The sequence below is a fragment of the Halorussus vallis genome, from assembly GCF_024138165.1.
GTDB lineage: Archaea > Halobacteriota > Halobacteria > Halobacteriales > Haladaptataceae > Halorussus > Halorussus vallis.
Map to the genome: position 1 here is coordinate 2,065,569 of NZ_CP100000.1, position 19,772 is coordinate 2,085,340.

A 19,772-nucleotide genomic window follows, 5' to 3' on the forward strand; every position below is an offset into this window, starting at 1 on the left:
CCGAAAAAGGGTGTCCGTCCTACCGCCGTCCGCCGAGCGTCACGACCCACAGCAGGCCGAGGCCGACGCCGTAGGCCAGCGAGATGGGCACCGCCAGCAGGAACATCGTGTAGAGGCTGTCGGGAGTCACCAGCCCCGAGATGGCGAACACCGCGATGGTGACCTCGCGCCAGCGACTCTTCATGGCGTCGAACGAGACGATGCCGCCGCGTTCGAACAGCAACATCGTCACCGGCACGTCGGCCAGCAGGCCGATGCCGGCCGTGGTGAAGAACACCAGCCAGAAGAAGTTGCTGACCCGGTAGGAGATGATCATGTCGGCGCGCAGGGCGTCGGCGACGAGCCACGAGATGATGTTCGGGGCGACGACCGTGTAACCGAGCGCGCTCCCGGCGATGAGGCCGATGGTGATCGCGCCGGCCCACACGCCGAAGACGCGGCGGTCGCCGCTGGCGATGCCCCGCTCCTTCATCGCGGGCCAGGACCAGTAGAGCAACAGCGGGAGGACCGCCACGGCCGCCAGCAGGGTCGATATCTTGACCTCGAACACCAGCGCCTCGACGGGGTGGAGCGTGACGATGCCGAGCACCTGCTGGTCGGCCCCCATCTCGGGGCGGACCGCCGCAGGGAGTCGCGAGAGGAAGTCCTCCCGAATCTCGCCGATGCCGCCCCGGTAGAGGAACGCGAACGTGAGCGCGAGGACGGCCATGAAGACGCCGACCAGGTACATCATCTTCGAGGTGAGGCTCTCGAAGATGAACCGCAGGTCGTAGAACCACCCGCCGATGTCGTCCTCGGTGGTCTCGTCCTCGGTGAAGGCGTCGGCCATGCCCGCGGCCGTGCTCTGGAAGACGTTCCCGGAGCCTTCGGGGGCTTGGTCGGACTCGCGGGGGAAGGTGGCTCCCTCGCCCTCGGCGTCGTCGCTCGCCGCGTCGGTTCCGTCGGCCGCCGCGCCGGCGGCGGTTTCGGCGGCCGCCTCGGCGTCCTCGTCCTCCTCGGGGTGGAGTTCGTCGTAGCGGTCGAGGATGGCCTGGGCCTTCTCGGGTTCGTCGTCGTCCATCGCCTGCCGGGCGTGGTCGACCGCCGTGGCCTCGTCCATCTCGACGAAGACCTCGGGCGGGGCGGCCCGGACCGCGCCCGCGTCGAGGGTGCTCAGGTCGATGTTGGCCGGAGCGGTCCCCGCGCCGGCAGGGGCGGCCGTCGCCGCGACCTTGTCGAGTTCCTTGGTGAGGTAGTAGATGAACGCCGCCACGAACGCGACGGCGGCGACGGCGCCCGAAACCGCCAGCACCGCCTGCGTCTCGGGGAGTCCGAGCAGTTGGCCGAGCGGCGAAAGGCGGTACTTCGCGTACTCGGTCGGAATCTGGGCGTTGATACCTGCGACGCCGACCCTGGTGAGGAACAGTCGCGCGGCGAGGAACGCCAGCGCGGGCGTCCCGAGCACGCGGATCCAGTTGTCTCGGATGACGCCCAGGAAACTCAGGCGCTCGCTACCGCGCTTGAGGGTGACGATGATCTTCGTCAGGTAGAGGCTGAACGCGTAGAGCATGACCAGCGGCGCGGCCCACATGACCTGAGTGAACGGGTCGGGCGGCGACGCGACCGCGCCGAAGACGAAGATGCCGAGCACGGCGTATCGCCACTTGTCGCGGAACGTCTCGTAGGGGACGATGCCGGTGTACGCCAGTCCGCTCATCGCCAGCGGGAGTTCGGCCGCGAGTCCGAACGACAGCGAGAGGAACGCGATGAACTCGGTCCACTTGACGATGGAGTAGCGCGTCTCGAACCCCGCCGAGATGGCGTTGTCGGCGAGGAACTGGAACATGAGCGGGAAGAAGACCGCGTAGCCGTAGAGGATGCCGGCGAAGAACAGCACGAGCGCGAGCAGGCCGATTAGCGCCAGTTTCCACCCGGCGATCTTTCCTCGGGGGTACCACGACCGCTGCCGGAACGAGTCGCGCGCGTAGTAGAGCAGAACGGGGAGCGCGAGGATGATTCCGGCGATGGCGCCTATCTTCGCCTGGAGCAGGATGACGTCGAACGGGGTCACCGCGACGAACTTCACGTCGGCCGCGAGTGAGGCCGTCATCTGGGCCGTGGTGACCTTCTTCAGGAAGGGCCAACCCACGCCCCGGAGCGCGTAGAACGACGCGAGAAAACCGACCAGGAAGACCACGAACACCTTCCGCAGGTGGTCCTGGGCCGTCGAGAGCATCGCTCCGACTGTCTCGCGACCGCTGTTGACGGCGCGTGCGGTATCCTCGTCGACGATGCTACTTCCACCGGACATTCCTTGGATGGGGTAGCCGTCTCGCGGTTATCAATCTTCTCGTCTTTCCAAGAGAAGAAAGCCTATAATGGGCCGAGCACCTAGCTCGGGTGAATGGCTGACGAAGAGGCGACGGCCGGGAACATCTCCCCCGCGACCGAGGAGGCGCCGGAGTCGTTCCGGGACCCCGAGCCGGCGGCACCCGACGACCCCATCCAGGACGAGGAGATGCCGCTGGCCGACCACATCGAGGAGATGGTAAAGCGGTTGGCCGTGGTCGTCGTCATCGCCGGCGTCGTCACCGCCTTCGCGCTCCTGTTCTCCGAGCAGATCATCAACCGCCTCTGGTACCACATCCTCCCGCTCGAACAGCTCGGCGACCAGGCGCGACCGAAGCTCTACCACCCGCTCGCGCTGGTGCTGACCAAGCTGAAGGCCGCCAGTCTCGCGGGTGCCGTCATCGCGCTCCCCGTGTTCGTCTACGAGACGTACCTGTTCATGCGACCCGGCCTCTATCCCCACGAGCGCCGGTACTACCTCGCGGCGGTGCCGACGAGCCTTGTGCTGGCGTTCGTCGGCGTGAGTTTCGCGTACTTCCTCGTCCTCCCCGCGGTGTTCACCTACTTCGTCTACTACACCGAGGACGTCGCCGTCCTGGCGTTCGGGCTGACCAAGACGTTCAACCTCATCCTGATGCTGATGGGCTACCTCGCGGTGGTCTTCCAGATTCCGCTGTTCATCATGCTCGCCATCATGATGGGCCTGACCACCCGTCAGTGGCTGGCCGACCGCCGGCTACTGTTCTGGGGTGCGTTCCTCGGCATCTCGTTCCTCTTCACGCCCGACCCGACCGGGATGGCCCCCATCATCGTCACCGTGACGATGATCGTGCTGTTCGAGGGGACGCTGTTGCTGCTCAAGTGGACCGACAGGTGACGTCCGGTCGGACTTTGGCTGGGTCCCCGACTGCGGCGCTCCGCCGGCGACGGATTCTCCTCGACGGCGACGTTCTCCTCCGGCGGCCGAAACTCCTCCGGCGACGGGCACTCCTCGATTGTGTCCTCCTTCGGGAGGATGGAGGTACTCGGTGACCCCACTTCGGCCGTTGCGGCGGGATTATTCGGCCCGCGCCGACGGCAACGAGGGATTTCCGGGCGTACAATCGGCATATAACTAAGCGGGTGTGGCTACTACGAACTGATAGCGTTCGCGCCTGCCACTTAGCTCGCGTGCCAGCAGCTACAAATCGCAGTTCGCGTGCCAGCAAACTGCCACCCTGGGTGCGAACGCCCATGCCATTTCTGCGAGGACTCGACCGGCGAGCGACGGCGCCGTACCGGAAGAAGGTTCGCTACGAATCCGGCCGAGAGCCGTCGGCAGTAACTGCCGACGGCTCTCGGCGGATTTTCGGGGAGAACGGGCGCCGACGGTGAGTCCGGACGGTCGGTCGCTATGGTCGGCGACGCTCACTCCGCCGACGGGTAGTCGGCGGCGAACACGTCCTCGACGAGCGGTTCGTCGGCGTCCGACGCCGACGAACCGCCGGCTTCGGTCCCGGCGTCGCGCTCCGTTTCGTCATCCTCGGGGCTGACGCTTCCGGTCCGATAGCCGTGGAGGTCCAGCGTGACGTGGTCGAAGCCGAGTTCGGTCAGGCGCTCGCGGGCGGCCGCGACGAACTCGGGGTTCAGCGCCGCGTCGAGTTCGTCGCGGCCGACCTCGATGCGGGCCAGTCCGTCGTGGTCGCGGACGCGGAACTGCGAGAAACCCCACTGCCGGACCAACTGTTCGGCGCGTTCGACTCGCGTCAGTTTCTCCTCGGTGACTTCGAGGCCGGTCGGGATGCGCGAGGAGAGACACGCCATCGAGGGCTTGTCGGCGACCGAGAGACCGTAGTCGTCGGCGATGGCCCGGACCTCGTCCTTGTCGATATCGTGGGCCAACAGCGGCGAGTAGGCGTCGAGTTCGTCGACCGCCTGGAGGCCGGGGCGGTGGCCGCCGTCGGCGTCGCTCGCGTTCGTCCCGTCGCAGACGACCGGGATGCCGAGGCGCTCGGCGGCGTCGAACATCTTCCCGAGGCGCATCGTCCGGCAGTGGTAACACCGGTCGTCGTCGTTGACGACGAAGTTCGGGTCGTCGAGTTCGGAGAACTCCACGACCTCGTGGCGGATGCTGATCTCCTCGGCGATCCGCCTGGCGTCGTCGAGTTCGGCCTCCGGCAGTGTCTCGCTCTTGGCGGTGCAGGCGACGGCGTCCTCTCCCAGCGCGTCGCGGGCCAGCGCCGCGACCACGCTCGAATCGACGCCCCCGGAGAAGGCGACCAGCACGCCCTCGCGGTCGGCGAGGTCGTCGCGGACGGCCTGCGCTTTCTCCTCGACGGTCCCGGTACCAGCGGTCATGGCGGGAGATTAGTCCGCGGAGGCAAAAGCGCGTTGACCCGACCGCGCGGAGTCGCGGTTCCGACGTGCGCGTGAGCGCCGACTCGCCCGCGCGAGGCCCAGACTCACCTGCGGACCGCGCTCGGAACCGGTTCGCGGCCGAGGACCGCGCGGTCGACCGAGAACGACCCCGACCCAAGGAACACCAGCGCGAGCGCGGCGAGAAAGAGCGTCAGCGTGAACTCGTAGCCGCCGTTCGCCACCGAGAACCCGCGCGGGAGGTGGACGAGCAGCGTCGCGGCAAGCATGTCGGCGGCGAAAAGCGCGGCGGCGTAGCGGGTCAGGAAGCCGGCGAGGACGAAGAGGCCGCCGACCGTCTCGACCAGTGCGACGCCGAGCGCGACCAGCGTCGGCAGGGGGACGCCCAGGCTACCGAGGAAGCCGCCGAACTCGCCCAGCGGCGCCGCCGAGGGACCGACGCCGAACAGTTTGCCGATCCCGTGGACGACCATCACCACGCCGACCGCGAGTCGGACCAGCGCGATTCCCAGGTCGCTGGACGTCGTTGCTCCGTTCGCCATAATTGTTGGTAATCCAAGGTACCCGGTCGGTCGTCAAGACGGTTGCGGCCGGTCGAATCGCAGGGCCGAACGTGGGGCGACTACGACGCTCGGCGAGGAAATCCGAACTCCTCCGGCGAGCGTGCGGCGATTCGCCGCGCGCTCGCCGTCACGCCGGCCGGCCGAGCGTCCAGAGGAACATCGGCGTCGCGCCGTCGGCGTGCGGTTCGAAGAACTCGGTCGCGCGGTCGTCGTAGAAGGTGAGGCCGGTCGCGCCGAGGTCGCGGTGGGCGTAGGCCGCCAGGTAGAGTTTGCCGGCGGTCAGCGACGCCTCCAGTTGGGCGGCGCGGTAGCCCCGGTCGCCGAGTCGGTCGACGATTGCGTCGAGGTCGGCGAGGAAGAACGCACAGAAACCGGCGTCGCCGGCGAGTCGCTGGTCGAGTGCGAGGTGGGCGGCCTCCTCCCGGAAGTCGCCCTCCCGGAGGAGTTCGAGTTCGCCCGCCTCCGGGCGGTAGCGGTACGCGCCGGGCGGCACCGCTGCGACATCGTGGACCACGAGGAAGCAGTCGGTGTACTGGAGCGCCGGCCCGTCCGGGTCGCGGAAGTCGGCGGGGAACCCGGAGACGGCGCGGTCGAGCACCGTCGAAACCTTCCGGAAGTTGAGCGTCTCGCGGGTGTACTCCCGGCAGGACCCCCGGCGGCGAATCGTCCGGTCGAGCGGCGTCTTGGCAGCCCGGGCGTCGTCCACCGGGTCGAGCGCGATTCGGTCGCCGGATTCGTTTCCGGCCGAGTCGCCGTCGCCGCCGGGCGACGACGGCGACGGCGATTCGACGCGGTCCTCGGCGCTCGCCGCTCGCTCGCGCCACGCCGCGGCCGCCTCGCCGTCGGCCAGCGACGACCCGCGGTAGGCGGCGGGGATGAGGTCGTAGCGCTCCTCGCGGTCCGAGAGCGGTTCGGTCGCGGGGTCGATGGGGTCGACCGGGCGCGGGTCGGGTGCGGGGTCGTCCGCCCCGACCGGGACGAGTTCGAGCGGCGCCTCGCGGTCGACGTCGACGCCCAGCAGGTCGGCGACCCGTTCGTCGGCGAACCCCGCGACGACGCTCGCCGGGAGGTCCAGCGCGTGGGCGACCGCGAGCAGGTTGGCCAGAATCGTCCCCGAGTCCCAGAAGGCGTGGCGGTAGGTCCGCTCGCGGTACTTCCAGGCGTTGCGCCACCACGTCGATGTGGCGACGAACGTGAGCGGCGCGTCGGCGACGCGCGCTTCGCCGCCGGTCACGTCCGCGAGCACGCCACGGTAGTCGCCCTCTCGGAGCACGTCCAGCGAGAGCGTCTGCGGGTCGAAGTGGTAGACCCCCGCGTCGAGCGCAGGGAGGTCCGCGGTCGCCGGAAGGTCGCCGGCGACGACGTAGAGGTCGACGTGGTAGAGCGCGCCGGTGCAGGCCGCCGCCCGGAAGAGGAGGTCGCGGTCGCCCCGCCGGATTCGCTTCGTCACGCCCGCCGAGTAGTAGCAGAGCTGGGTCAGCGCGTCGAGGTCCGGCGCGTCGACGCGCCGGACCTCGACGCCTTCCCGCGCTCCCCGGTCGCGGAACTCGGGTCCCAGGTCGGCGACCGCCGAGAGCGTCGGAACCTGGGGCGGCCGAATCCGGTCGGGGAGTTCGACCGCCGGCAGGTCCCGGTAGGCCTTGTAGGGCGTCGGCTTGTTCGAGAAGTCGAGGGAGAAGTCCGACTCCCGGAGTCGTTCGGGGGTGTGTTTCGTCCGCTCGTGGTACTCGCGAGCGCCGACGCGCGCTGGCATGGGCCCGAGTTCGACCCGACCGCTGAAAAAGTTCGAGGGACGTACCACTCCGCGAACGTTTTTAAGCCAGCGGTCGGTACTCCACGCCGAATGGAGTTGGAGGCGATACCGGGCGTCGGGTCGAAGACGGCGGCGGCGCTCGCGCAACTGGACGACCCCGAGCGCGCGCTGAAGACCGGCGACGTCGCCGAACTGGCGAGCGCGCCCGGCATCACGGAGGGCCGGGCCGCCGCCATCGCGCGCGGCGCCATCCGCGAGCGCCACGGCGACCCCGGCGGCTTCCTCGCGACCGACCGCGCGCGGGAACTCTACCGCGACGCGCTCGGCCTGCTGAAGGCCCGGACGGTCACGACCTACGGCGAGAAGCGCCTCGAAACCTTCTACCCCAGCGGCGTCGCCTCGCGCATCGAGGAGGCCCGAGAGTTCGCCGCGCGGGCGGTCGAGCGCGAACCGAACGAGGCGGTACTCGACGCGCTGGCCGGCGTCGAACCGCTGGTCGAGTCCCGGGACGCGATGGTCCGTGACCGCTGTCTGGCGACGACCGACGCCGAGCGCTACACCGCGGCCCAGAACGCCATCCCCGAACTCAGCGTCGAAATCGTCGAGGACGCCCGCGACCTGGCCGACCTCGCGCGGGGCTACTCGACGGTGGTCGCGCTCGACGAGGAGTTCACCGGAGTCACGGTCGACGGCGACGTGCGGGTCGAACCCGACGCGCTCGAACGCCCCGCCGAAGTCGTCCCCGAGCGCGTGCTGGGCTTCTACGCGGCGAACCGCGACAGCCTCCGGGCGGCCGCCGAGGTCCACCGTGCGGCCGGCATCGACCCGCCGCTCGACCTCGACGCGCTCGAAGCCGCGCTGGAGCAGGTCGAGACGGACGGCACCGTCGTCGGCGACGAGGAACTCGACCGACTGACCCGGGCGACCGCCGACCTCGACGCGGCGGTTTCGACCGCCGAGAGTCTCGCCAACGACCGCCTCAGGGAGGCCATCGAGGAGGAGGACGTCACCATCGAGGGGTCGGACCTGCTGTCACTGGTCGAGCGCGGCGCGGGCGTCGACTCGCTGCTCTCGCGCGAACTGAGCGACCAGTACGCCGCCGCCGTCGCCGACGCCCGCGAGGACCTCGTGGCGTCGCTCGACCTCGATTCGGGCGAGGCCGAGGTCGCCCGCCGGGCGTTCCCCGAGGAGCCGACGTTCCCCGTCGAGCACGACGAGCAGGCCATCTCGCGGCTCCGCGACGACCTCAACGCCGCGAAGGACCGCCGGGCCGCCAGCCGGAAGCGCGAACTGGCGGCGGAGCTGGCGGACCGCCGCGAGGACGCCGAGAAGCTCGTGCGGACCGCGCTCGAACTCGACGTCGAACTGGCGGTGTCGCGGTTCGCTCGCGATTTCGACTGCGTCGAGGCCGAGTTCGGCGGCGAGGGGTTCGCCATCGAGGGCGGGCGCTCGCCGCTGCTCGACGTCGAGTTCGCCGAGGTGGAGCCGGTCGACTACGCCGTCTCGGACGTGGCGTTGCTGTCGGGGGTCAACTCCGGCGGAAAGACCTCGACGCTCGACCTGGTCGCGCTGATAACCATCTTGGCCCACATGGGCATGCCGGTGCCCGCCGAGTCGGTCCGAATGGAGCGCTTCGGCGAACTCCACTACCACGCGAAGACCCAGGGGACGCTGGACGCGGGGGCGTTCGAGAGCACGCTCCGGGAGTTCGCGGGGCTGGCCAGCGGGAGCGAGGACCGACTCGTGCTGGTCGACGAACTCGAGAGCATCACCGAACCCGGCGCGAGCGCCAAGATAATCGCCGGCATCCTCGAGGAGTTGCGAGGTCGGGAGGTGACGGGCGTGTTCGTCTCGCACCTCGCGGCCGAGATTCGGGACGTGGCCGACTACGACGTGGCCGTCGACGGCATCGAGGCCGAGGGGCTGGTCGACGGCGAACTGATGGTGAACCGCTCGCCGGTGAAGGGCCACCTCGCGCGCTCGACGCCAGAACTCATCGTGGAGAAACTGTCGAACGACGCCGACGGCGGCTTCTACGACCGCCTGCTGGAGAAATTTTAGCCGACGAGCCGACCCGGAAAGCCACAGCAGTTATCCCGGTCGCCGGCGTCTCGGTAGCCGCCCCGGGGAGGGGAGACAGATGGCACACCAGTTCGAATGTCCCCAGCAGAGCTGCGAGTTCATGGTCCGGGCGAACGACGAGAACGAGGTCGTCGACGTGGCCCAGGAACACGCCCGAGACAAACACGGGATGTCGATGAGCCGCGACGACATCCAGGGGAACGTCCAGCAGGCGTAGATTCGCCGAAACCGAATACCGGGTCGCGAGGGCCCGAGAGTCCGCCGTAGCAGTCTCAGCTGGCCGATATTTTCGACTGCCGAAAGGTTAAGTAGCTGGACCGGCGTGGTGAAAGTGATGGCAGACGACCCCGAGGAGGGGATGCTCTCGTGGGACGAATCCGTGTTCAGAGACGAGCACGTCTTCGAAATCGACTACGTCCCAGAGACGTTCGCCCACCGGGAGAGCCAGATGCGCAGTCTCAAGTACGCGCTCCGGCCCGCCGCGCGCGGGTCGCGGCCGCTGAACGTCATCTCGCGCGGGCCGCCCGGCACCGGCAAGACCACCGCGGTCCAGAAGCTCTTCAGCGAACTGGCGGCCCAGACCGACGTGCGGACCGTCCGGGTCAACTGTCAGGTCGACTCGACGCGCTACTCCGTGTTCTCGCGCATCTTCGAGGGCATCTTCGAGTACGAGCCGCCCTCGTCGGGCATCTCGTTCAAGAAACTGTTCCGCCAGATTACCGAGAAACTGGTCGAGGAGGACGAGGTGCTCGTCGTCGCGCTCGACGACGTGAACTACCTCTTCTACGAGGGCGAGGCTTCGGACACGCTGTATTCGCTGCTGCGGGCCCACGAGGCCCACAGCGGCGCGAAGATCGGCGTCATCGTCGTCTCCTCGGACATGAACCTCGACGTCATCGAGGAACTCGACGGCCGGGTCCAGAGCGTCTTCCGACCGGAGGACGTCTACTTCCCGGTGTACGACCGCGAGGAGATCGTCGACATCCTCCGCGAGCGCGTCGAGCGCGGCTTCCACGAGGGCGTGGTCTCGGCGGAGGTGCTCGACCGCGTGGCCGAGTTGACCGCCGAGAGCGGCGACCTACGGGTCGGCATCGACCTGCTGCGCCGGGCGGGGCTGAACGCCGAGATGCGCGCCAGCCGGACCGTCAGCGTCGAGGACGTCGAACAGGCCTACCAGAAGTCGAAGTTCGTCCACCTGAGCCACAGCCTCCGGGCGCTCTCGGACAGCGAGATCGAACTCCTGCGGGTCATCGCCGAGCACGACGGCGAGCGCGCCGGCGACGTCTACGACGCCTTCCACGAGCAGACCGACCTCGGCTACACACGCTACTCCGAGATCATCAACAAACTCGACCAACTAGACATCATCGACGCGACCTACACCAACGTCGAGGGGCGCGGGCGCTCGCGACAGCTCTCGCTGCGCTACGAGCCCGACGCGGTGCTGAATCGGCTCGACGGCCAGTAGCCGACCCGAACTTCTCCGGAGAAGAGCGACGCCATACAGCCGAATTACAGGGCGTGTAGCGCCCGCACCAGCGATTCGAAGATGCGACTGCGCCGAGACGCCTCGCGTCTCGGCGCAGTCGTGTGTCCTTTTTGGTCTTCTCGTGAGCGAAGTCGTTCGAAAGGCGAAGCCTTTCGTGATGTCATCAGAAATCGGAGATTTCTGATTGCAAGCGGGAGCAGCGCTCCCGCAATGACGAGAGAGCTTCGCTCTCTCGAACCACGAACGAGAGCTCGCGGGAGCGGAGCTCCCACGGTGCAGATTTTTGCGGGGAGCGGTGGCCGGAGCGCCGGAGGCGCTCACGGCCACCCGACGCAGCAAAAAGGTGGTTTCAGAACCGTTCCGTGTGCGGCCGCAGGTCCAGTTCCAGCGTCCACGCGCTCCGGTCCTGTTCGACCAGATGCCAGTAGTTCTCGGCGATTTCGTCGGGGTCGAGGAACGTCTCCTCGTCGCGGTCGGGGTTCGACTCGCGGGCGCTCGGGGTGAGAATCTGGCCGTCGATGACGACGTGGGCGACGTGGATTCCCTCGGGACCGAGTTCCCTTGCCATCGACTCGGCCATCCCGCGGGCGGCGAACTTCGCGCTGGAGAAGCCGAGCGCGCCCTCGCGGCCGCGAATCGCGGAGGTCGCGCCGGTGAAGATGACGGTGCCGCCGTCGCCGTCGAGCATGTCCGGGACGGCCTCCTTCGCGCAGAGGAACGCGCCGTAGCCGCCGACGCGCCACGCTTGCTCGAACTCTTCGGCCGAGAGGTTCCGCAGTCCCTCCCACGCGCCGCCGCTGGCGTGGTTGACCAGCACGTCTACCGGGCCGAGTTCGTCCCGAACGCGCTCGAACCCCCGTTTCACGTCGTCCGGGTCGCTCACGTCCGTCTCGACGCCCACCGCGTCGGTCGGGAGGTCGTCCGCGAGGTCGGAAACGTAGTCGCCCGAGCGGGCGAACAGGCCCACCTCACAGCCCTCGTCGGCGAACGTCCGGGCGATCGATTCGCCCAGACCCGGTCCCACGCCTGCGATTACCGCGGTTGGTGCCATGGCTCGCGGTACGGCGCGGAGCCGGAAAGAGTCCGCGGCGAGGCCGATTCTCGGCGGACCCGTTCAGAGCTTCCGAGCCAGTTTCGCCAGCAGTCCGGTCATCGTCCCCGTGAACGTGACGTCCTCCACGGCGTAGCCGCCCTTCGAAACCTTCGCGAAGTGGACCCGGACGGCGGCGTTCTCTGCCGTCCGTAGCAGGTCACCGAGGCGCACGTCCGACAGCGCCTCGCCCACGGACGAGAGCGACAGCGAGCCGTCCTCGGCGTGTGCGGCGAGTTCCTCGAAGGTGTTCGTCCGAGCGGTGGACGTCGGCGGCTCGACGGTCATCGTCAGCTCCTCGAACGAGGCCGACTTGGACTCGGCAGTCACTTCGCCCGTCGCGGCGGTGACTTCGAGCGCGCCGTCTTTGCCCCGTGCGGTCACGTCCTCGGCGGTCAGCGTCGTTTCGCCGCGAGCGATCCGCACGGTCCGGAACTGTGTGGCGCCGAGCCCGGAGACGGACTCGCCAGCCGCCAGGTCGGCCGCCCCGTCGGGGACGATGCCGCCGACGGTCCCGGTGGCCGCCACTTCGTCGGCGAGCGGTCGGCCGTCGGCCGCGAGCGACGAGAGTTCGAGCTTCGCCGACGCGTCCTCGGGCACGTCGGCGCGCCCGAGCGCCGCGAACAGGTCGGTCGCCGACCCCTCGCTGGTCGCGTCGGCGAACCCCCGGCGGAGCATCCGATACGACTCGTCGTCGACCTGTTCGACGGTCACCCGAACGCCGTCGGCCGACAGCGTTCGCGTCTCGGTTTCGATGCGTCCGCCGCGCGCCCGGATGACCGCGGCGTCGCCATCGCGGGTCATCGCCGCCGAGTCGGCCGAGAGCGTCGCGGTGCCGAGCGTCGCCGAGACGTCCTCGACTCGCTCGGACTCGGCGTCCTGTGCGAGCGCGGTGGTCGAACTCGCGGAGACGCCCGCGAGCGCGAGTGTCGTGGAGGCGACCGTGGCCCCGAACTGGCGTCGGTTCATGCACTTCTCGAGGAGTGGCCCGAGGGTGATAAATCGGAGACGCCGTTCGCACGGTTCGCGGGGACCCTCCAGACGGTTCAGCGGAAAACGGTCGACGGGACGAGACGATTGAGGGAGCTTAGGCGTGGGCGGGCCGGGGCGACCGCGCCCGCGGTCGCCCCGGTCGAAACTGACCGGGAGAGCATCACTGTCGACGGATAAGCCGGGTCTGTGAGAGGTTTGGCGACACCTGACGAGACGAGTCTTTCGAAGAGGACGAGCACTACTACACAGCCGAACTACAGGGCGCGAAGCGCCCGCACCAGCGTCTCCGCCAGCGAGCCGAAGGCTCACGCACCGACGGTCCGAAGATGCGCTGAGGCCGAGTCGCATCGCAACTCGGCCTCAGTGCGTGTCCTTTTTTGGTCCAGATTTTTTCGAGCACCGTGGGAGCGAAGCTCCCACGAGCCGTGCGAGCGGCGGAGCCGCGAGCAGAGAGCGGTGGCCGAGTAGGCCGGAGGCGTGCTCGGCGACCCGACGACAAAAAAGGTGGAGCTGAAAGGTGGTGTTGTTACTCGTACCGGAGCGCGTCGATGGGGTCGGTGTTCGCGGCGTTCCACGCCGGATACAGCCCCGCCAGCACGCCGACGAGCACGCCGACCACGACCGCGATGGCGAACCACTTGTAGGGTAGTACGAGCGAGAGGCCGATGTACTGGCCCGCCGCGTACGCGCCGAGGACGCCCACCGGAATGCCGACGATCGACCCGAGTACGCCGAGCAACACCGCCTCCAGCAGGAACAACTGGAGCACGTCGCGGTTCTGCGCGCCGACGGCCTTCATAATGCCGATCTCCTTGGTGCGCTCGGTCACCGACACCAGCATGATGTTGGCGATGCCGATGGAGCCGACGACGAGCGAGATGACCGCGATGCCGGTGATGAAGCTCGTCAGGGTGTTCAACAGCTCTTCGAGCTGGTCGACGAGGTCCTGGTCGGTCGAAACCGAGAACTCGTAGCCGTCGGGCGCGAGTTGGGCGGCGTCCGAGCGGTTCGTCAGGTAGGCTCTGACGGATTCCTTGGTTTCTGCGACCGCGCCGAAGTCCTCGGCGACCACCGTCACCGTCGGGTAGACGCGCTGGCTCTCGCCGGTGGTCGGGCTCTCGATGGTGGTCCGGTAGAACGGGTCGGTCGGGACGAAGACGAGCGGCTGGGAGCCGAGTCCCTCGAAGGGGCCGCCGGCCGCCGAGGAGTTGAGCAGGCCGACGACTTCGGCCTCGACGGAGTCGCCCGACGCGAGTCGGAGCGTGACGTTCTCGCCGACCGCGACCTGCGTGTCGAACAGCTTGGCGGCCTGTTCGTTCAGCACGACCTCGCGCTGGCCCTGCCGGAACGCTCGGCCGGCGACGAAGCTCCCCGAGTCGAAGTAGGCGGGCGCCGTCGCTATCACCTGCCGCTGAGCGACGGTGTTGCCACTGTGGGAGAGGCCGGCGGTCGGGACGATGCCCCGCGGAACGACCGACTGCACCCCCGAGAGGTTCCGGAGTTCGGACACGTCGCGCTCGGTGAACACCGGTTGGGCGCCCGCGCCAGGCGTGCCGCCGCCCTCGCCCTCGGGGCTGGCCCAGACGTAGACGTTGGGCGTGCGGTCGGCGCCGACCTGGCCGAGCACGTCGGCCCGGAGGCTGGTGCCCAGCGTGACGAAAGTGATGACCGCCGCGACGCCGATGACGACACCCAGCGTGGTCAGCGTCGAGCGAAGCTTGTGGCTCCGGATGGCTCGCCAGCTCAGTCGCAGACTCTCCGTGAACTCCATTCGGTGTCGTACGGTCCTCGCGCGAACGCCTCGGTCGCGGCGGCCCGAGCGGGTCCGATGACGTCGGACCCGCTCGGGCGCGACTGTCCAGTTCCCCGACCTCCCCTTCGTCCGGTCGTCCCCCGATGTAGCGGAGCGGTCGTCCGCTCTAGGTCGACGGCGATACTTAAGATACCGGCCGCGTCCGGCGTCGCCGGTTCACCCCTCGACGGGGAGCGCGGCGAAGAACGCGACGTTGATGACGAGGTAGACGACGTAGAGCGCGAGCAGTCCCGCCCCCGCGAACCTGGTCAGCCGACCCCGGCGGAACAGGTAGGCCGACGCCCCGGCGAACAGCAGGAGCACGGGCAGGTGGAAGTACAGCGCCCGCGGGCTGGTCGAGATGGAGCCGACCAGCGCCACGATGCCGGTGTTAGCCGTGACGAAGAAGATGAGACTCCCGATGATGCCCCCGACCGTGACCTCGTAGTAACCCAGCCGAACCGGCTCGATGGCCAGCAGCAGGTCGTCGAGCGTGAACACGATGGTGACCAGCGTGACCCCGAAGATGGTCTCCCGGAGGTCCCACGTCTCGAGGATGCCCTCGGTCCCCGCCGAAGCAAACTGCGCGCCGAGGACGACGCCCCCGAGCGCGAGGAGCATCACGACCGGCCAGAACCAGTCGTGCCGCGAGAGCCGACGCACCGCGGCCGGGAGGTCGTCGTCGACCGGCGTCTCGGCGCCGTCGGCGCTCGTGGCGGCCTCCATCACCTCGGTCGAGCGCATGTACGACCGGTCGCCGCCGAGTTCCTTCCGGGCGATGTAGCCGAACACCGCCAGGAAGGCGCCGATGAGGAGCACGCCGTGGAGTGGCGCGATCTCGCCGGCGACGAGGAACGGGAGCAACACGAGCGGCGAGGCGACCATGATGGCGAGGTAGTCGTCGGGCACCGACACCTCGAACGGGTAGGCCAGCGCCGCCACCGCCAGCGTCAGCCCGAAGATGGAGATGGCGTTGCCGATGGCCAGTCCGAACGCCACGTCCTGCATCTCGGCGAAGCCGGTGAAGAGGCCGAACGCGACGTTGTCGACCTCGGTGCCCGAAACCACGATGGCCAGCAACAGCGCCGAGACGCCGAACCGCGAGGCGGTCCGGACCAGCGCGTGGATGAGTACCTCGACGCTGGCGAGCAGTATCAGCGACCCGAGCAGGAACGCCCCGACCGCGGCCCACCCCGTCACCGACAGCAGTTCTCCCGATTCGCTCGATTCGCCCGATTCCCCCGCCGCTCCTTGGTCGTCGTCCTGCGCGGCGACGCCGCCGACGGCGAGCGCGAGGACGACCAGCGCGACCAGACAGACCCGACGCGCGTCGAAATACACGTTTGCAGTTCCCCCTACCGCCTCCACGACCGCCACCTACGTGGTATTTGTTGGCCGGGTACCGCGTTCCATTGAACTCGTCTACACGGAGCCGCGGCCCCGGGCGGTTACTCCTGGCCCCTACGAACGTCCGAGGGCGCCCGCGGGCGCCCTCGGACTCAGTCGTCCGTGGCGGTCTCGGTCGGGTCCCAGTCGTCGTCGCGCTCGTTCGTCTGCAGGACGAACGTCCGCTCGGGCGGCGGGGCGGCCCGGAGTTCGACGGTGCGGTCGAGGTAGTAGTACTTCCGGTTGCCCCGCCGGTAGTGGGCGATGAGGCCGGCCTCTTCGAGGCGCGAGAGGTGGTGGACCGCGGTCTTGCCGTCCATGCCGACACGGTCGGCGAGTTCGGAGACGTACCGCGGTTCGCGCGATAGCTCCCGGATTATCTGTATCCGCGCCTTGCTCCCCAGCAGGTCGATGAGCGACACGACGCCGAGGGTACGGTTTCGCGGGCAAAAAGTAGCCGGTCGGTAACGGGCGTCGGAAGCGGTAGCCTTCGGGTAGCGAGCGGTAGCGTCCCGGTAACGGGCCGACGTTTATGCCCGACGTCGCCGTAGGCGACTCCATGGGGGACAGGGTGAACTTGCCCGACGACAACGAGCGCAAACAGACAACGGTGACCGACGGCTTCTTCGAACGCGAGGTCCACCTCTCGCGCGAGGCGACGGCGGCGTTCCTGCGGGACCTGGCCGACCAGATAGAGAGCGACACCAGCATCACGCTCTCGTCTCAGGAGTGGGAGATTCCGTTCGACTACCGCGAACCGATAGAGGTGGAGGTCGAGTTCGCCGGCGGTCGCGAAGCGGAACTGGAGGTCGAACTGGAGTTCACGCAACCGCGCGGCGGCGGCGAACTGAACGTGGAGTAGCGCCGCGGTTCAGTCGAGTTCCGCCTCGACCCGCCGAGGCGACTCTATCTCCTCGACGTCCTCGATGGTGCCGTCGAGGACGTGGACCACGCGCTGGGCGTGCTCGGCGATGGGCCGCTCGTGGGTCACCATCAGGATGGTGTTGCCCTCGTCGTAGAGTCGCTGGAACAGTCCCATTATCTGCCTGCCGGTCTCCTGGTCTAAGTTCCCGGTCGGTTCGTCGGCGAGGATGATGGCCGGGTCGGCCGCCAGCGCGCGGGCGATGGCGACCCGCTGGCGCTGACCACCCGAGAGTTCGTTCGGCCGGTGGTCGGCCCGGTCGGCGAGGCCCACCTCGTCGAGGCGTTCTCTGGCGCGCTCCATCCGCTCGCTCTTGCCGACGCCCTGGAAGACCAGCGGGAGCGCGACGTTCTCGGCCGCCGTGAGTTTGGGCATGAGGTTGAACGTCTGGAAGACGAAGCCGATCTCCTCGCCCCGGACGCGGGTGCGCCCGCGGTCGGACATCGCCGAAACCTCCTGGCCGTTGACGAACACGTCGCCCTCGGTCGGCGTGTCGAGACAGCCGATGAGGTTGAGCAGCGTCGACTTCCCCGACCCGCTCGGCCCCATGACGGCGGTGTACGAACCGGTCGGAATCGACAGCGACACGCCGTCGAGCGCGTGGACGGGTTCGCCGAGGAAGTAGGTCTTTCGCACGTCCCGGAGCGACACCGCCTCGCCGGTGGCCGACTCGCCGGCGGATTCGGCCCAGTCGTCGGCGTCGGCCTCGGCGGGCGGGTCGACGTCGGCGTCGCCGTCGGAGTCGGCGGTCGGGTCGCTGGTAGCCATGATACACGGCTTACGGGGGAGCGTCCCAAAACGCTGACGCCCGTTCCGCCGAGAAACGAGGGCTTGCGCCGAGTTCGGCCAGGCTTTTTACGACGGGCGACCCACCTCCTCGCATGAAGTCGACCGGCGGAACGGAAGCGCAGAAGCGAGCGGCGGGCGAGAGCGCCGCCGAGTCGGTCGAGGACGGGACGGTCGTCGGACTCGGCACCGGGAGTACGGCGGCCCACGCGATCCGCGCCGTCGGCGAGATGGTCGACCGCGGCCTCGACGTGCGCGGCGTGCCGACCTCCTTCCAGTCGCGCGAACTCGCGACGGAGGTCGGCATCCCGCTCGTCGGCCTCGACGAGGTCGAGTCCGTCGACCTCGCCATCGACGGAGCCGACCAGTTCTCGGGGCCGCACCTCGTGAAGGGCGGCGGCGCGGCCCACGCCCGGGAGAAGATCGTCGACGCCGCGGCCGACCGGTTCCTCGTCGTCGCCGACCCGAGCAAGCGCGCGAAACAGCTCGACCGCGCCGTCCCGCTCGAAGTCCTGCCGGACGCGCACACGACCGTCACGGCCGACGTGCGGGGCCTGGGCGGGACGCCGACGCTGCGGCGCGCCGAGCGCAAGGACGGCCCCGTCGTGACCGACAACGGGAACCTCGTGGTCGACTGCGAGTTCGGGACGATAGCTAATCCGGCCGAACTCGCGGCCGACCTCGCCGCGGTGCCGGGCGTCGTCGAACACGGCCTGTTCGTCGGTCTGGCCGACGAGATTCACGTCGGTACCGACGACGGCGTCGACGTGACGCGGTTCTGAGCGTCGGGTCCCCGCACTCGGTCGATTCGGCCGGCGCTGACGGCTCTGGTCGGTGTGGCGCTCGAAAGAAATGAACGGTCGATTTCCCGGTTTACAGGTCGCGGGGCTGGACGGTCTTCCGGTCGTTGGACTCGGCGCGGCGGGCGGCGTCGTCGAGCAGGTCCTCGACTCGCTCGTCGAGCGCGTCGTAGAAGTCCGAGGCAACGTTCTTGTCGTCCAGTGCGTCCTTGACAGCGGCTTTGACGATGAGGTCTGCCATACGCCCTGTCCTTTCCTCCCCCTCCTAATAAAGCTTCTCAAATTTTCGGGTGAACCGCTTCGTTTCGCTCGGTTACCGGTTATCTATGCACGTGGCCGGAACATATAAATAGAAGAGGGTTGTTTTGCGTGGGCGACCGCTGTCGGAGGATACGAGTACGGAGAGCGCCGAGAGAGGGTATGCGCGAGATACTGGAGGCTGTCGCCGCGGGCGAACTGAGCGTCGCGGCGGCCGAGGCGGAACTATCCGGATACGCGACCGACGAGGCCGGACGGTTCGACGCGGCGCGAGAGACGCGCCGCGGCGTTCCGGAGGCGATTCTCGGCGAGGGCAAGACGCCCGAGGAGGTCGCTTCGCTGGCCGCGACCGCCGTCGCGACCGCGGGGCGCGCGCTGATCACGCGGACGGACGGCGACCATCGCGCGGCCGTCCGCGAGCGACTGGCCGACGAACACCCCGACGCGGAACTGACGATTCACGGGCGGTCCGGCGCGGTCGTCGCCCACGCCGACGGCTTCGAGACGCCCGACGTGGACGCGACGGTCGGCGTCGTCACCGCGGGCACCAGCGACGCGGTGCCCGCGGGCGAGGCGGCCGTCGTGGCCGCGGAGATGGGCGCGAACGTCGAACGGGTCGACGACGTCGGCGTAGCCGCCCTGACCCGCATCGTCGACCAACTGGAGGACCTCCGCGAGGCCGACGCGCTCATCGTCGCGGCGGGCCGGGAGGGTGCGCTCCCGACGGTCGTCGCGGGCCTCGTGAGCGCCCCCGTCATCGGCCTGCCGGTTTCGGCGGGCTACGGCTTCGGCGGCGAGGGCGAGGCCGCGCTCGCGGGGATGTTGCAGTCCTGTACCGTGCTGTCGGTCGTGAACGTCGACGCGGGCTTCGTCGCCGGTGCGCAGGCGGGCCTCGTGGCCCGGGCCGTCGGCGGTGCCCGGTCGGGTGCCGACGGCGACTCCGAGTAGTCCAACGAGGCGAGGAAACGTCCGATTGCTCGGTGGGGATTCGAGTTCGGAGTGTCGCCGTCCGACTTCTCGAATCTACACGGCCGAATACGCGGGTACAATGGGGCGTTACTCGCTATCTCGCCTCCGTTTCGGCCACGCGGCCGAACGCTATCTCGGAAGATGTTCTGTCTGTTCACCAAAATAGGAACGAATTTGGAAAAGCATTTTTGGTGTTCCGGAACCAA

Annotated in this window: 18 protein-coding genes; 7 read left to right on the forward strand and 11 right to left on the reverse strand. The window is 68.8% G+C overall.

The window, feature by feature from the left end:
• Positions 1-19: 19 nt before the first annotated feature.
• Entirely contained in the window at positions 20-2,290 is a 2,271-nt protein-coding gene (locus NGM07_RS10465) for a twin-arginine translocase subunit TatC (RefSeq protein ID WP_253510923.1), read from the reverse strand.
• A 93-nt stretch (positions 2,291-2,383) separates the two neighbouring features.
• On the opposite strand from NGM07_RS10465, the gene tatC reads away from it, so the two are divergent.
• Positions 2,384-3,205, forward strand: a complete 822-nt coding sequence (gene tatC / locus NGM07_RS10470) for a twin-arginine translocase subunit TatC (protein WP_253510926.1) — start codon at positions 2,384-2,386, stop codon at positions 3,203-3,205.
• Positions 3,206-3,735: 530 nt separating this feature from the next.
• Here the strand turns inward: tatC and larE are convergent.
• The 3 genes from larE to NGM07_RS10485 form a co-directional block, all read right to left on the reverse strand.
• The gene (larE, locus tag NGM07_RS10475) at positions 3,736-4,665 is read right to left on the reverse strand and encodes an ATP-dependent sacrificial sulfur transferase LarE (RefSeq protein WP_253510929.1); all 930 of its coding nucleotides are present in this window, start codon (positions 4,663-4,665) and stop codon (positions 3,736-3,738) included.
• 104 nt (positions 4,666-4,769) lie between these two features.
• Entirely contained in the window at positions 4,770-5,225 is a 456-nt protein-coding gene (locus NGM07_RS10480; protein ID WP_253510932.1) for a DoxX family protein, read from the reverse strand.
• Positions 5,226-5,373: 148 nt separating this feature from the next.
• Entirely contained in the window at positions 5,374-6,999 is a 1,626-nt protein-coding gene (locus NGM07_RS10485) for a SagB/ThcOx family dehydrogenase (protein WP_253510934.1), read from the reverse strand.
• A gap of 90 nt (positions 7,000-7,089) precedes the next feature.
• Between NGM07_RS10485 and NGM07_RS10490 the strand changes: the two genes are divergently transcribed.
• The 3 genes from NGM07_RS10490 (at position 7,090) to NGM07_RS10500 (ending at position 10,549) form a co-directional block, all read left to right on the forward strand.
• A complete protein-coding gene (locus NGM07_RS10490) occupies positions 7,090-9,060 on the forward strand; it encodes a MutS-related protein (RefSeq protein WP_253510937.1) in 1,971 nt (656 codons plus the stop codon).
• Positions 9,061-9,139: 79 nt separating this feature from the next.
• Positions 9,140-9,298 carry a DUF1059 domain-containing protein gene (locus NGM07_RS10495; protein ID WP_253510940.1) on the forward strand — a complete coding sequence of 53 codons (159 nt, stop codon included), beginning with the start codon at positions 9,140-9,142 and terminating at the stop codon, positions 9,296-9,298.
• Positions 9,299-9,415: 117 nt separating this feature from the next.
• Positions 9,416-10,549: an ORC1-type DNA replication protein gene (locus NGM07_RS10500; protein WP_253510943.1), complete on the forward strand. Its 1,134-nt coding sequence runs from the start codon at positions 9,416-9,418 to the stop codon at positions 10,547-10,549.
• Between the two features lie 370 nt (positions 10,550-10,919).
• Here NGM07_RS10500 and NGM07_RS10505 read toward each other — a convergent pair whose 3' ends face one another.
• The 5 genes from NGM07_RS10505 to NGM07_RS10525 all read right to left on the reverse strand — a co-directional run bounded on the left by NGM07_RS10505 (position 10,920) and on the right by NGM07_RS10525 (position 16,253).
• On the reverse strand, positions 10,920-11,621 hold the full coding sequence (locus NGM07_RS10505; protein ID WP_253510946.1) for an SDR family NAD(P)-dependent oxidoreductase: 702 nt from the start codon (positions 11,619-11,621) through the stop codon (positions 10,920-10,922).
• Between the two features lie 63 nt (positions 11,622-11,684).
• Positions 11,685-12,629, reverse strand: coding sequence for a hypothetical protein (locus tag NGM07_RS10510; RefSeq protein ID WP_253510947.1), 945 nt, complete (start codon positions 12,627-12,629; stop codon positions 11,685-11,687).
• Between the two features lie 550 nt (positions 12,630-13,179).
• Positions 13,180-14,424 carry an ABC transporter permease gene (locus tag NGM07_RS10515; protein ID WP_253510950.1) on the reverse strand — a complete coding sequence of 415 codons (1,245 nt, stop codon included), beginning with the start codon at positions 14,422-14,424 and terminating at the stop codon, positions 13,180-13,182.
• Positions 14,425-14,622: 198 nt separating this feature from the next.
• Complete coding sequence (locus NGM07_RS10520) at positions 14,623-15,786, reverse strand: sodium:calcium antiporter (RefSeq protein ID WP_253510952.1); 1,164 nt, start codon at positions 15,784-15,786, stop codon at positions 14,623-14,625.
• 158 nt (positions 15,787-15,944) lie between these two features.
• Positions 15,945-16,253, reverse strand: coding sequence for an ArsR/SmtB family transcription factor (locus tag NGM07_RS10525; RefSeq protein ID WP_253510955.1), 309 nt, complete (start codon positions 16,251-16,253; stop codon positions 15,945-15,947).
• A 137-nt stretch (positions 16,254-16,390) separates the two neighbouring features.
• Here NGM07_RS10525 and NGM07_RS10530 point away from each other — a divergent pair, with 137 nt between their 5' ends.
• On the forward strand, positions 16,391-16,693 hold the full coding sequence (locus NGM07_RS10530; RefSeq protein WP_253510958.1) for an amphi-Trp domain-containing protein: 303 nt from the start codon (positions 16,391-16,393) through the stop codon (positions 16,691-16,693).
• Between the two features lie 9 nt (positions 16,694-16,702).
• Here the strand turns inward: NGM07_RS10530 and NGM07_RS10535 are convergent, their stop codons facing one another.
• Complete coding sequence (locus tag NGM07_RS10535; RefSeq protein WP_253510961.1) at positions 16,703-17,521, reverse strand: ABC transporter ATP-binding protein; 819 nt, start codon at positions 17,519-17,521, stop codon at positions 16,703-16,705.
• 113 nt (positions 17,522-17,634) lie between these two features.
• Here NGM07_RS10535 and rpiA point away from each other — a divergent pair, with 113 nt between their 5' ends.
• Positions 17,635-18,321, forward strand: coding sequence for a ribose-5-phosphate isomerase RpiA (gene rpiA, locus NGM07_RS10540; RefSeq protein WP_253510964.1), 687 nt, complete (start codon positions 17,635-17,637; stop codon positions 18,319-18,321).
• Between the two features lie 91 nt (positions 18,322-18,412).
• On the opposite strand, the gene NGM07_RS10545 is transcribed toward rpiA, so the two are convergent.
• Positions 18,413-18,580 (reverse strand): DUF1931 family protein, encoded by a 168-nt coding sequence (locus NGM07_RS10545; RefSeq protein ID WP_253510967.1) that lies wholly within the window; start codon positions 18,578-18,580, stop codon positions 18,413-18,415.
• 179 nt (positions 18,581-18,759) lie between these two features.
• Here NGM07_RS10545 and larB point away from each other — a divergent pair, with 179 nt between their 5' ends.
• Positions 18,760-19,545, forward strand: coding sequence for a nickel pincer cofactor biosynthesis protein LarB (gene larB / locus NGM07_RS10550; protein ID WP_253510969.1), 786 nt, complete (start codon positions 18,760-18,762; stop codon positions 19,543-19,545).
• Positions 19,546-19,772 lie beyond the last annotated feature (227 nt).